Source organism: Stenotrophomonas sp. DDT-1 (assembly GCF_001580555.1).
Taxonomy (GTDB): domain Bacteria; phylum Pseudomonadota; class Gammaproteobacteria; order Xanthomonadales; family Xanthomonadaceae; genus Stenotrophomonas; species Stenotrophomonas sepilia.
Genome location: NZ_LEKR01000044.1, coordinates 22,447 through 35,123, shown reverse-complemented (window position 1 = coordinate 35,123; position 12,677 = coordinate 22,447). Strand labels below are relative to the sequence as shown.

At 66.7% G+C, this 12,677-nt stretch carries 13 protein-coding genes and 1 pseudogene; 5 read left to right on the top strand and 9 right to left on the bottom strand.

Annotated features, from left to right (window positions below):
- Positions 1-108, top strand: a pseudogene (locus AB839_RS21980) (DUF411 domain-containing protein); the annotation flags it as partial.
- Between the two features lie 116 nt (positions 109-224).
- Here AB839_RS21980 and blaL1 read toward each other — a convergent pair.
- On the bottom strand, positions 225-1,097 hold the full coding sequence (gene blaL1, locus AB839_RS17435) for a L1 family subclass B3 metallo-beta-lactamase (RefSeq protein WP_061480328.1): 873 nt from the start codon (positions 1,095-1,097) through the stop codon (positions 225-227).
- 205 nt (positions 1,098-1,302) lie between these two features.
- Here blaL1 and AB839_RS17430 point away from each other — a divergent pair, with 205 nt between their 5' ends.
- Both AB839_RS17430 and AB839_RS17425 read left to right on the top strand, forming a co-directional pair.
- On the top strand, positions 1,303-1,569 hold the full coding sequence (locus AB839_RS17430) for a hypothetical protein (RefSeq protein WP_061480327.1): 267 nt from the start codon (positions 1,303-1,305) through the stop codon (positions 1,567-1,569).
- Positions 1,570-1,578: 9 nt separating this feature from the next.
- Positions 1,579-2,751 carry a low temperature requirement protein A gene (locus AB839_RS17425; RefSeq protein WP_061480326.1) on the top strand — a complete coding sequence of 391 codons (1,173 nt, stop codon included), beginning with the start codon at positions 1,579-1,581 and terminating at the stop codon, positions 2,749-2,751.
- Positions 2,752-2,820: 69 nt separating this feature from the next.
- On the opposite strand, the gene AB839_RS17420 is transcribed toward AB839_RS17425, so the two are convergent.
- The 8 genes from AB839_RS17420 to pip all read right to left on the bottom strand — a co-directional run bounded on the left by AB839_RS17420 (position 2,821) and on the right by pip (position 11,048).
- A complete protein-coding gene (locus AB839_RS17420) occupies positions 2,821-3,372 on the bottom strand; it encodes a DUF1697 domain-containing protein (protein WP_061480325.1) in 552 nt (183 codons plus the stop codon).
- Complete coding sequence (locus tag AB839_RS17415) at positions 3,369-4,010, bottom strand: response regulator transcription factor (RefSeq protein WP_061480324.1); 642 nt, start codon at positions 4,008-4,010, stop codon at positions 3,369-3,371. The genes AB839_RS17420 and AB839_RS17415 overlap by 4 nt, the downstream gene beginning before the upstream one ends.
- Positions 4,003-5,058, bottom strand: a complete 1,056-nt coding sequence (locus tag AB839_RS17410; protein ID WP_061480323.1) for an ATP-binding protein — start codon at positions 5,056-5,058, stop codon at positions 4,003-4,005. The genes AB839_RS17415 and AB839_RS17410 overlap by 8 nt, the downstream gene beginning before the upstream one ends.
- Positions 5,059-5,296: 238 nt before the next feature.
- Complete coding sequence (locus tag AB839_RS17405; RefSeq protein WP_061480322.1) at positions 5,297-6,034, bottom strand: MgtC/SapB family protein; 738 nt, start codon at positions 6,032-6,034, stop codon at positions 5,297-5,299.
- A 30-nt stretch (positions 6,035-6,064) separates the two neighbouring features.
- A complete protein-coding gene (gene mgtA / locus AB839_RS17400) occupies positions 6,065-8,824 on the bottom strand; it encodes a magnesium-translocating P-type ATPase (RefSeq protein WP_061480321.1) in 2,760 nt (919 codons plus the stop codon).
- A gap of 63 nt (positions 8,825-8,887) precedes the next feature.
- On the bottom strand, positions 8,888-9,187 hold the full coding sequence (locus tag AB839_RS17395; protein WP_061480320.1) for a hypothetical protein: 300 nt from the start codon (positions 9,185-9,187) through the stop codon (positions 8,888-8,890).
- A 293-nt stretch (positions 9,188-9,480) separates the two neighbouring features.
- Positions 9,481-9,780: a hypothetical protein gene (locus tag AB839_RS17390; protein ID WP_061480319.1), complete on the bottom strand. Its 300-nt coding sequence runs from the start codon at positions 9,778-9,780 to the stop codon at positions 9,481-9,483.
- Between the two features lie 320 nt (positions 9,781-10,100).
- Positions 10,101-11,048 (bottom strand): prolyl aminopeptidase, encoded by a 948-nt coding sequence (gene pip / locus AB839_RS17385; RefSeq protein ID WP_061480318.1) that lies wholly within the window; start codon positions 11,046-11,048, stop codon positions 10,101-10,103.
- Between the two features lie 114 nt (positions 11,049-11,162).
- On the opposite strand from pip, the gene AB839_RS17380 reads away from it, so the two are divergent.
- Positions 11,163-11,828, top strand: a complete 666-nt coding sequence (locus tag AB839_RS17380) for a TraX family protein (protein ID WP_061480317.1) — start codon at positions 11,163-11,165, stop codon at positions 11,826-11,828.
- 462 nt (positions 11,829-12,290) lie between these two features.
- Positions 12,291-12,647 carry a hypothetical protein gene (locus tag AB839_RS17375; RefSeq protein ID WP_061480316.1) on the top strand — a complete coding sequence of 119 codons (357 nt, stop codon included), beginning with the start codon at positions 12,291-12,293 and terminating at the stop codon, positions 12,645-12,647.
- Positions 12,648-12,677 lie beyond the last annotated feature (30 nt).

Here is a 12,677-nt window from a genome sequence, read left to right as displayed (position 1 = left end):
TCGCCGGGCATGGAAATGCCGGATGGCTACGTGCAGCCGTATACCGTCGAGCTGGTGCGCACCGACGGCAGCACCGAGCCGTTCGCCCAGCACGGACAGGGTGGCTGATGGACGGCGGGTGCCGGTCGTCCTGACCGGCACACTTCGACGCGTCCTGTGTAGAGCCGAGCCCACGCTCGGCTGTTGTCGGCCGGCAAGACGAGCATGGGCTCGGCTCTACAGGATCAGCGTGCCGTGGCCGTTTCCTTGGCCAGCTGCGCGTCGAACTTCTTCTCGGCCGCATCCGCGTAGGCTTTGCAGCTCAGTACCTTCTCGCTGGCCTTGCTGCCGGCAGCATAGTTCCAGTTGCTGGCGCCCGGATGCGGGGTCAGCAACAGGTCGCAGGGCAGGCCGCGCACCGTAGCGAAGCTGCGTCGGTAGTCCTCGACCAGGCGGGGATAGCGGGCATTGCCCTGCAGCTGGTAGCCCGGCGCGCTCAGGCTGTCGGCATAGGCGATGCGCACCGGCTTGCCATCGCGCGTATCGGTCCAGGTCCAGGCGGTGCTGCCCGGCGTGTGCCCGGGCATGAAGTGGGCGGTGAACGCGATGCCGCCCAGCTTGACGACCTCCCGATCCATGACGATGCGGTCTGCATTGACCGGTGGAAACGTGATTTCGTCGCCGAAATGAAGGTCGTCGCTGCCGCCTCGGGCCAGCAGCACTGCGGTTTCGGCGTTCACGACCACCTGCGCCCCCGTGCGGCGCTTGATCTCGGCCACAGGGCCGGCGTGATCGGTGTGCGCGTGGCTGAGCAGGACCATGCGCAGGGGACCGGTATTGGTTCCGCTGGCCTTCATGTTGGTCAGCAGGTAAGAGGCCATTTGCGGCATGCCACCATCGATCAGGACGAGGCCATCAGCCGTCTGGACCAGCAGTGCCGTCAGGTCATGCGTGCCGATCTGCCAGGTGTTATCGGCAATCTGCAACGGCGCCATCGTTTGCAGCCAGGAAGGGTCCACCGTGTAGGCCTGCAGCTGTGGCAGCGATGCGTCGGCGGCGGCGCCGTCGAAGGTGATGAGCGTGGCGGCCAGGGCGAGCGACGAGAGGCGAAGGCGCATGATGGAAAGAAGGTCGAAAGAGAGGAGGATGACGTTAACACGCACCTGGCGGCGCGCAGTCTCGCGAATAACTCATGGCTCCGATAAGGCGGCCTCGGTATCGGCAGCCGATTGTTCGGCGGATCTGGACTGTGAATCCATGTACACGGGCTGGAGCGAAGAATCGGCCGGGGCTAGCCTGTTCTCAGGCTCAAGGAGGTGGACCATGCATGTGCTCATGGTGATGCTCGGTGGCGTGCTCCTGCTGGGGGTGTTCCTGCTGTTTGGCCAACTCTGGAGCGTGGGCACCTCGCAGCTGCGCACGGCGCTGATCGCCTTCATCGCCACCTGGCTGCTGGTGGCCGTCGCCAACATGTGGGTGGGGGTCAGCAAGGCCGGTTATACGGTACGCGAGGAGCTGCCGATCCTGCTGCTGGTGTTCGCCGTGCCGGCGCTGCTGGCCGGGTTGCTGTACTGGCGCTTGGCGCGCTGAAGGCGTTGCATGCGTACCCGACCGCGCCTGCCCGCGCTGCGCCACCGAGATGGTCACCATGCCCGCGTGACCTACGAAGAACTGTTCTTCGATCTGGTCTACGTATTTGCGGTCACCCAGCTCAGTCACCACCTGTTGCACCACCTGGACCTGGCCGGTGTACTGAAGACCGTGGTGCTGTGGTTCGCAGTCTGGCTCGGCTGGCAGTACGCGTGCTGGGTCAGCAACTGGTTCGACCCGCAGGCGCCGCGCATCCGCGGCTTGCTGTTCACCACAATGCTGTTGGCGCTGTTGATGTCCTCGTCCATCCCCGAGGCGTTTGCCGAGCGTGCGTGGATCTTCGCCGGAGCGTACGTCACGATGCAGGTCGGACGCACCGCGTTCGTGCTGTTCGAGGTCGGCCGCAACCATCCGTTGGCGCCTAACTTCCGTCGCATGCTGGCCTGGGTCAGCGTCTCGGCCTGCTTCTGGCTGGCCGGCGCAGTGGCCGAGGGCAATCTGCGGCTGGCACTGTGGGCGGTGGCAGTTGCCTGCGAATACACCTCGCCGATGTTCGGCTTCGCCTTCCCGGGCATGGGTCGTTCGCACACCCGCGACTGGACCATCGAAGGGGGGCACCTGGCCGAACGCTGCCAGCTGTTCGTCATCGTCGCGCTGGGTGAGACGATGCTGGCCACCGGTGGCGTGCTCAGCAACGTCGAGCATTGGAGCCTGGAAGTGGTTTCAGCGGTGCTGGCCACCTTCGCCGGCACGATTGCCATGTGGTGGCTGTACTTCGGCATCTCCAGCCACGATGCCACTGAGGCCATCACCCACGCCGAAGACCCCGGAAGGATGGGCGCCAACTTCCACTACGTGCATGCATTGCTGATCGCCGGCATCATCGCCACGGCGGTGGGCAATGATCTGGTCATGGACCATCCTGGGGTGGCCGCCACCACGGTTTACGCCAGCGTGATGGTGGCAGGCCCGCTGATCTATCTGCTGGGCAGTGCCCTGTACAAACGCGTGGTCTATGGGCACGCGCCGCGCTCGCATCTGCTGGGCGCGGTGGCGCTGCTGGTGCTGGGGCTGATGCTACCGCACGTGCACCTGCTGGCCGCCGGATGGCTGACCAGCCTGGTGCTGCTGGGCGTGGGGCTGCTGGATACGCGATTGAAGCGCCGCTTGCTGCGGGCGTGATCCGTTGGGTCCGCCCACTGCTTCAGCCTTCACGGAGCGCGAGCGCGGCGCAGTGCCTGAGGGTCGACGCTACCGCCTCCGGGCAGCACGCGGATTGCTGGCAGGCCAGGTAAGCGCTGCGGCCATCACTGCAAGCTTGCCGATTGTGTTCATATTGCGGGCGGTGCCGTGCTGGGCATAGGGCACCCGCAAGCGCGAGTCGGCCATGCCGGCACCGTAGTGGATGAAGATCTCGCGCGTGCCGAGTGCAAGCTGTTCGTCGCGCCGGCCGGTCACGCCGTCCAGCGGATCGGCAGGCAGGCTGCCGTCGAGGAACAGGGCGACCACACGGTTGCCGGCCGCCTGCGCAAACGGGTTGCGTGCCACCACACCGGCAATCTCGTTGGCCGAGCGCACCAGCACGCCCACCGGCTTGCCGGCATAGGCCTGGAGCCGCTGGCCGAGGGCCTGGCGCACGCCTGTTTCGTCGAGCGAGCTGCGCAACACCACGTTGCCGCTGGCGATGTACGTGCCGACATCGGCGAAGCCTGCGTCCTCGCACATTGCCACCAGTTCGCGCATCGGCAGCTTGCCGGTGCCGCCGACGTTGACCGCGCGCAGCAGCGCGACGTGGACGTTCATGGCGTACCCGCCTGCAGGCGGTCGTACATGCGCACCAGGTCAACCAGGGTGCGTGCGCCCATCTTGCGCATCACCTGCGCACGGCGCACCTTCACCGTGATCTCGCTGACGCCCAGATCGCCGGCAATCTGCTTGTTGAGGCGGCCGCGCACCACGCCATCGACCACCTCGCGCTCGCCGGCATTGAGGGTGTGCCAACGCAGCTGTAGCGCGCCGAGCGCCTCGTCCTCGCGGCGGCGCTGGCGGTCGATCTCGATGCCCTTGTGGATGGCATCAAGCAGTTCCTGGTCACGGAAGGGCTTGGTGAGGAATTCGATGGCGCCGTCTTTGATCGCGTTGACGCCCATCGCGATGTCGCCGTGGCCGGTGATGAACACCACCGGAAGCTGCAGGCCGTGGTTGCCCATCGTGCGATGGAATTCAAGACCGCTCTGGCCGGGCATGCGCACGTCCAGCACGAGACATGCCGGTGCGTCTTCCAGCGCGTGTTCGAGGAAGGCCTGGGTGGAGGCGAAGGCCCGCACCTGCAGGCCCATCGAGGCCAGCAGGTCTTCCAGTGCCGCGCGCACCGACGGATCGTCGTCGACCACATAGACGATGGGTGCCGGATCGGGGTTGGCGGCAGTCGGCTTACGCATGGTGGGCGTCCGTGGCAATGGGCAGGTCGAACACAAAGCAGGCACCGCCGCCTGCCGGTCGTTCGGCACGGATCTGGCCGTCGTTGGCTTCGATCATCGAGCGGCTCAGGCTGAGACCCAGCCCCAGACCGTGCGACTTGGTGGTCCAGAAGGCATCGAAGACGCGTTCGGGATGGTCGGCGGGCAGGCCGACGCCGCGGTCACGCACACTGAGGCTGACCCGCTGGCCGTCGCGCCGGGTCAGCAGGGACAAGCGGCGGTCGGCGGTGGGCACGGTCTCCATCGCGTCCACCGCATTGAGGATCAGGTTGCCGATCACCTGCTGTACCTGCACGCGGTCGGCCTGCACCGGTGGCAGCTCGGCGTCCAGCAGCAGCGCCACGGCCACGCCATGCCGGTCCAGCTCGCTGCGCGACAGCGCCAGCATTTCCTCCACCGCCTGGTTCAGATCGAAGGCGCGTCGCTGCGGTGCCGCGCCCTGGGTCAGGCCACGGATGCGGGCGATCACGTCGCCTGCGCGGTGTGCATCGGCGAGGATGCGGGCCACGGTCTGGCGGGCCTTGTCCACGTTCGGTGGGTCCTGCGCGAGCCAACGCTGGCAGGCTTCGGCGCTGCTGGCGATGGCCGCCAGCGGCTGGTTCACTTCATGCGCGATGGAGGTGGTGAGCTCGCCCACGGTGGAGGCGCGCGCTACCCGCAGCAGGCGGCCCTGTGCTTCCTGCACGGCGGCCTTGGCCGCTTCCATGTTCAGGGCAAGGTAGGTTGTGATGCCGATCACCAGCATGCCGATGACCGAATTGACCAGGCCGATGCGGTAGGTGCCGAAGCGGGTCAGGAAGAAGCTCACCCCGGTCAGCGCGATGCAGGCCAGGGAAAGCGTGATCAACCCGCGTGCGCCCAGCACGCGCGATGCGGCCAGGATGACCGCCGCGTAGAAGCAGGCAGCGGCAACCGCGTAATCGGTGACGGTGTCGATCAGGAAGATCGCCGCCATCACGACGATCAGGACCAGCAGCACCAGTGGGCGGCGGGGCGACAGCGATGGCATCGGGGAAGCTCTCTGGCGTGGGCGGAAAGGATAGCAAAGCCACCATCGGTGGATGCCGACCCTGTTCGGCACCGGTCAAAGCGATGCCTGGTAGTGCCGGCCGCTGGCCGGCATCTGCAGGGTGCTTCCGGAGATCATGAGGTTGCCGGCCAGCGGCCGGCACTACCGCAGTGGTGGGCATGCCGAGGCGATGCACGGGGCGTCCGGAGATCATCAGGTCGTCGGCCAGCGGCCGCCACTACTCCTCCAGGCTGGCGTTCCAGAACCCCTGCAGGACGCCGGGCGTGGTCGCCAGCGTGGCCAATACCGCATCGAGCTCGCCGGCATCGACGGTGGTGGCATACAGCACCGCTTCGATCTCCACGTCGCGCTCGCCAAACGGGCGCTGGTCGACCGCGCGCACCGGGTACTGCGCCTGTTCAAGCAGCAGCAACAGCTGGTCCAGTACCTCGGCCTGCTGCTCGCGCTGGCAGACCACGTTGATCGCATAGGTTGCCTCGCTGAACGCTTCCGGCAGCGGCTGCCGATGGATGCGGTTCACCACCGGCCGCAGCAGGGTGTTGGCGGCCAGCACGAACACCGCTGCGAGCACTGCTTCGGGCAGCAGCTTGATACCGGCACATGCTCCCACCGCCGCCGATCCCCACAGGGTGGCGGCGGTGTTCAGGCCGGACACCTGCGCGCCGTCCTTCATGATCGCGCCGGCACCAAGGAAGCCGACGCCGGAGATCACATAGGCCACCACATGCAGCGGTGACGGTGGGCCGCCGTACAGGTCATGGAAGCGCACCGCCAGATCGACGAACACCGCCGCACCCACCGCCACCAGCGTGTTGGTACGCAGGCCGGCGGTGCGTTGCCGCAGCTGCCGTTCCAGGCCGATGATCGTGCCCAGCACGAACGCCACCGACAGGCTGATCAGCGAGCTGAGCGTGGCGCCGGCGTTGAACGCCGGCAGGTTCGGATTGATGTCCATTGTGTTTCTCCCTGGACAAGCGGCGGGCGCTTACTGCCAGCCGTAACGACGGATGTAGAACCGCTTCAGCGCAGTGGTCAGCACCGCGTAGCCGAACAGGATGGCCACCAGGAAAGGCCAGTAGCCGGCCGGCAGCGCCTGCAGCTTGAAGTAGCCGGCCAGCGGGCTCATCGGCAGGGCCACGCCAATCGCCATGATCAGGCCGGTCATCAGCAGCAGTGGCGGCGCGGCGATGCTCTGCAGGAACGGCACCTTCGGCGTGCGGATCATGTGCACGATCAGGGTCTGGGTCAGCAGGCCGACCACGAACCAACCGGACTGGAACAGACCCTGGTCGGCCGGCGTGCGTGCATCGAACACGTACCACATCAGCGCGAAGCAGGTCAGGTCGAAGATCGAGCTGATCGGCCCGAAGAACACCATGAAGCGGCCGATGTCCGCCGGGTTCCACTTCAGCGGCCTGCGCACCAGCTCCTCGTCCACATTGTCGAACGGGATGGCGATCTGGGAGATGTCGTACAGCAGGTTCTGCACCAGCAGCTGCAGCGGCAGCATCGGCAGGAACGGCAGGAAGGCCGAGGCCACCAGCACCGAGAACACATTGCCGAAGTTGGAGCTGGCGGTCATGCGGATGTACTTCAGCATGTTGTTGAACGTGCGCCGGCCCTGGATGACGCCTTCCTCCAGCACCATCAGGTTCTTTTCCAGCAGGATGATGTCGGCGGCCTCCTTGGCGATGTCCACCGCACTGTCCACGCTGATGCCGATATCGGCTGCGCGCAGCGCCGGTGCATCGTTGATGCCGTCGCCGAGGAAGCCGACCACCTTGCCCTGTGCGCGCAGTTCGCGCACCAGGCGCTCCTTGTGCAGCGGCGTCAGCCGGGCGAACACGCGATGGTGGTGCAGCGCCCGCGACAGCGCGCCGTCGTCCATGCGCTCGATCTGCGGCCCGGTCAGGATGGTGTCGGCATCCAGTCCCACCTGTGCGCACACACGGGCGGTCACCAGTTCGTTGTCGCCAGTGAAGACCTTGACCTCGACGCCGTGTGCGGCCAGCGCCTGCAGCGCCTGCGCGGCCGATTCCTTCGGCGGGTCCAGGAAGGCCACGTAGCCGACCAGGGTCAACCCGCACTCGTCCGCCTGCGAGTAGGCGGTCTGGCTGGCTGCGGTTTCTTTCATCGCCACCGCCACCACACGCAGGCCCTGTTCGTTCAGTTCCTCGGTGGTCTGCCGCACCCGCGCCAGGCGGCGCTCGTCCAGTGGCATGTCCTGGCCGTTCTCGCGCACGGTGCTGCACACCGCCAGCATCTCTTCCACGGCTCCCTTGCAGATCAGCTCGTGGTGATCCTCGCGCTCGGAGACCACCACCGACATGCGGCGGCGCTCGAAGTCGAACGGGATCTCATCCACCTTGTGGTAGTCCTGCGACAGCCGCAGCGAACTCTGCAGCTCCACGTGTTCCAGTACCGCACGGTCGAGCAGGTTGATCAGGCCGGTCTGGAAGTGACTGTTGAGGTAAGCGAACTTCAGTACGTCTTCCGAATCGTGGCCGAACACATCGGTGTGGCGCTCCAGCGCGATCCTGTCCTGGGTGAGGGTGCCGGTCTTGTCGGTGCACAGCACTTCCATCGCGCCGAAGTTCTGGATGGCATCCAGGCGCTTGACGATCACCTTGCGCCGCGACAGCAGCACCGCGCCCTTGGCCAGGGTGGAGGTGACGATCATCGGCAGCATTTCCGGCGTCAGGCCCACCGCCACCGACAGCGCGAACAGGAACGCCTCGGTCCAGTCGCCCTTGGTCCAGCCGTTGATCAGCAGCACGAATGGCACCATCACCAGCGCGAAGCGGATCAGCAGCCAGCTGACACTGTTGACGCCGGCCTGGAACGCGGTGGGCGCACGGTCGGTGGCGGTGCTGCGCTGGGCCAGCGTGCCGAAGTAGGTGCGGTTGCCCGTGGCCAGCACGATGGCGGTGGCCGTACCGGACACCACGTTGGTACCCATGAACAGCAGGTTGTGCTGTTCCAGCAGGCCGGCCAGGCCATCGCCCGGGTGCGCGAACTTCTCCACCGGCAGCGATTCGCCGGTCATCGCAGCCTGCGCCACGAACAGGTCCTTGGCGGTCAGCACGCGGCAATCGGCCGGAATCATGTCGCCTGCCGACAGCACAATGTGGTCGCCGGGTACCAGTTCGCGGATAGGCAGGTCCAGCAGGCGTGCCGGGCGACGGCTGTGCAGGTGCGCGCCGAAGTACTGATCGGCCACATCCGCAGCCTCGGTGCCGGGATTGCGGCGCAGCACGCGCGCAGTGTTGCCGACCAGTGCCTTCAGCCGCTCGGCAGCACGGTTCGAGCGACCCTCCTGCACGAAGCGGATCAGCGTGGACAGCAGCACCATCGCACCGATGACGATCGTCGCCTTGATGTCCTCGGTCAGCCAGGACACCGCCGCCAGCACGGTCAGCAGCAGGTTGAACGGATTGCGGTAGCACTGCCACAGGTGGCGCCACCACGGCAGCGGCTTCTCGTGATCCACCTCGTTGGGGCCGAGCGTGGCCAGTCGCTCCTCGGCCTCATGCGGGCTGAGGCCATCGGCATGCGAGCCCAGCGTGGCCAGCAGCTCGGCTTCGTCCTGCTGGGCGAGGGTGACCAGGCCGGTGGTGAGCGCGAACGGCGCGGCCTCGGCGCTGCCAGGGCCGAAGCCGGCTTCGGGCATCGCACGGCGGCGGAACAGGTTGCCTGCGCGGCGGCTGCGCAGGAAGGCGTTGAACCAGGCGTTGAGCAGGCTCATGGGACGCTCCTCGAATGTCAGAGCCGGCCGCAGCCGGAACACGAACGGAATGGGTGAGACAGATCAGGCGTGGCGCATGGCCAGCACCGCCGGCGACCACGGCTGCATGCGCAGGCGCTGGCTGCCACCGATGCACAGTGGCTTCATCGCGTCGCGCAGGGGATAGGGCAGGTGCCGCAGCACGTTGATGCGTTCGCTGATCGGCAGCAGCGACAGCGCGTCGGCCACCACGCGTGGCGAACCGAGCGACAGCGAACGGGCAAACATGACCGGGCCGTACTGCAGCAGCTGGCTGCGCAGGGCGGCGACATCGCGCTCGCCGATCAAGCGGCGCAGCGTGATGTAAAGGATCTTGTAGGACATGGGGGCGATCTCCAGGCAGGCGGCGCCTGGCGGTCCCCCGTCACTCAGGCAGGCAGGGACCGGCGGGCAGGCGCCAGGAACAGGCAGCAATCAGGCATACGGGTCGCGGTGCGCCCGGAAGGGTCGGGGTCCATCTGCGTCTCCATGAGGGGAGGGGGCCGGCCAGGGTTGCCCTGGCCAGTGGCGCTATTGTCCGCCCCTGAACGGGGCAGGCCTAGAGGCCGGTGGGTTAGCCCGGCTATACCTTGGTATAGCCGGGCATGCACAGCGCCAATCGAGGGTTCAGTGATGGATCAATGCGGAGCGCTGGTCTGCTTGCACACGTCGTACTCGCCATGGCTCAGCGTCTTGTCACGGTCGGTATCGCAGGCATGCAGGCGTTCGGCCCAGTCCGGCGCCACCGCATCGACTTCCGCCAGGGTGACGATGCCGTCCTTGTCCTTGTCAAGCGAGTCATAGGGCGGTATCAGCTTCACTTCGGTGACGTCTCCGGCGGCGGTGGCCCTGCTCGCCTCCTGGGTTCTGGAACAGGCGCCCAGCAGCAGGGCCGCACAAAGTGAGAGTGCAATGGGAAGGTAGCGACAAGCGATCATGGCGTGCTCCTGAAGAAAAGGCGGACGACCGGTGCGGTGGTCACGGCAGGATCTTCTGCGCGGGCCTGTAAGTGGGCCGCGAAGAATGGGGTCCGTCGACCATTGCCGGTGGGCCGCCATTCACCGGGCCGCGCAGCAGCGACTGTGCGCGGACGCCTTGGGGGAGGTGGCTCGACGGAGATGGCTCGGTAGCGTCGTTTGCTGGTCGACTATCGCGCGCAGCGCGGGGCCTTCAGCTTCCTGCCAAGAGCAGTCGACTAACAGTCCACTCTACCCTCGAACGGCAGGAAGCCGGCCAGCAGCAGGCACTCCCGTCTGCTTCAGAAGCGGTCTGCAAAGGCGTCCGTGGCTCGCACCAGCGCATCCACCGTGGCCGGCTCGTTGGCACTGTGGCCGGAGGTCACCATCTCCAGCCGCGCTTCCGGCCAGGCCTGGGCCAGGTCCCACGCACTGCGCGGTGGGCAGATGATGTCGTAGCGCCCCTGCACGATCACGCCCGGCAGGTGACGGATGCGATCGATATCGCGCAGCAGCTGGTCGGGTTCCAGGAAGATGCCGTTGCGGAAGTAGTGCGCCTCGATGCGGGCCTTGGCCAAGGTATCCAGCGGATCATCAGTGGATTGGGCGTCGACGTCGTGCTGCAGGGTTGCCGCGTTGTCTTCCCAGCCCAGCCAGGCCTGCGCGGCCTCGATGCGGGTCGCCTCATCCGGGCCGTCCATGCGGCTCCAGTAGGCCGCAATCATGTCGCCGCGCTCGGCTTCCGGGATGTAGGCCTCGTAGCGGTCCCAGCGCTCCGGAAAGATCCAGCGCGCACCGCCATCGGCCTCGGCGAACCAGCGATTCTCCATTTCGCGTCCGAGGAATACGCCGCGCACGATCAGGCCGGTGGCGCGCTCGGGATGCGCTTGTGCGTAGGCCAGTGACAGCGTCGACCCCCAGGAGCCGCCATAGACCAGCCAACGCTCGATGCCCAGGTGCTCACGCACTTTCTCGATGTCGGCCACCAGGTCCTGCGTGGTGTTGTGGCGCAGCTCGCCGAACGGCGTGGAACGGCCACTGCCGCGCTGGTCGATCAACACGATGCGGTAGCGTGCCGGATCGAAGAAGCGGCGATGGGTGGGTGAAATGCCCGCGCCTGGGCCGCCGTGCAGGTACACCACCGGAATGCCGCCCGGTGTGCCGCACTCTTCGACATGCAGCGTGTGCAGATCGCTCACCTTCAGGGTGAACTCGCGGTAGGGTTCGATGGCGGGGTACAGGGTGCGCATGGCGGGTGTCTCACAAGCTGGGGCGGCCAGCATAGCGCCGCCACCTGCGGGCTGCAGCGACGGGCTCCTGCGCGGCGCTGGAAATGGGCTGGCCGATGCGCATAAGCTTCCGCGATGCAAGCGACCACGACAGGGACGTCAACCTTCAACTTCACCCTTGGCAGCGGCGCGCGCGAGCTGCTGAAGTGGGTCGCACTGCTGGCCATGACGGGTGATCACGTGGCCAAGGTGACCTTCGGCGGCTACGTGCCGGTGGTCAGCGAACTGGGGCGTATTGCCTTCCCGCTGTTCGCGCTGGTGATGGCCTGCAACCTGGCCCAGCCCGGGGCCGACCTGCGCAAATCGATACGCCGGCTCGTGCTTTGGGGGCTGATCGCCCAGCCAGTGCACGCATTCGCGTTTGGTTCCTGGCTGCCGCTCAACATCCTGCTTACCTTAACGCTGGCGGCCGTGGCCGTTCATGCGCTGGCGAACCATCGGCCCGTTCTGCTGTTGCTGGCTGCCGGCGTGCTGCCGATGTTCGTGGATTACCAGTGGGCGGGTGTCGGCTGCGTGCTGGTGGGTTGGATCGCGTTCCGGCATCGCGCGTGGTGGCTGCTGCTGGTCGGGCTCGCAGCGGTGTGCTGGGCGAACCACAACGGCTGGGCGCTGCTGGCGATACCGGTGGTGCTGCTGGCCGCGCGGGTGAATTGGCCACTGCCGCGCTGGCGGTGGGTGTTCTACGGGTACTACGTGGGACATCTGGCGGTGCTGGCGTTGATTGCCTATCTGCTTGCGTAACGTCGCAACTGGCGCGTCGCCTGTCTTGAATGCCGGATGCGGTCAAGGAATGCGCGGTGCCGATGCGGGCGGGGAACGCCGCCGTTGGCGTGGCGCAAGTTGTTGAATCTTCGGCTCGATTGTCGATATGCGACAATGCGGCCACTGCGTGAACGTTGCTGTCTTTGCACTTGGGTTGTTGGCGCCTGCCACCCCGTTGTGCACATGATGGGGTGCCATCGAAAAAGGATGGCCGGGGGCTGGAATCCCCGCTGGTTGTGTTGTTCGCGCTTGTCAGCCGGCGTCGCCTTGTGCGGCGCCGGCTGACAACCCGTCCGCGCCTTATGGCGGGCGGTGCGTGGAGGTGCGCGCAAGCGTGCCTACCGGACTGTCTTCACGCAACCACCGGATTCCAGCCACGTACCGTCCGCCGCCTTGACTGTTAAGGGCGGTGGTCCCGCATGCCTTGCACGGAGACCTGCCATGAACGCATCGGAGTTCCCCCATCAGCACGCCCCGGCCAATGCCGATGAAGGCCACGACATCCCGCCCGAGCCCAACAACCTGACGGCCCTGCTGCATCGCATCGGGTTGGGCGCGGCTGCCGACGGCCAGCCCTGGCCCGAGCGCCATCAGCTGCCGGGCCGGTGCCTGGCGTTGGCCGACGCCGACGGTGCACTGGCCGGGCTGCGTATCGTGCAGGAGATCCTGCTGGCGGCCGAACGCGCCCGCCAGAATGGCGGCCCGGAACAGTACGTGGGCGATCGCGTGATGGAAGGTCTGAAGCTGGCCGCGCTGGCGTTGACCAGCCACGCCATCTACCGCCTGCATCCCGAGTAGATCCACGCCATGCGTGGATGCCGTTCATGT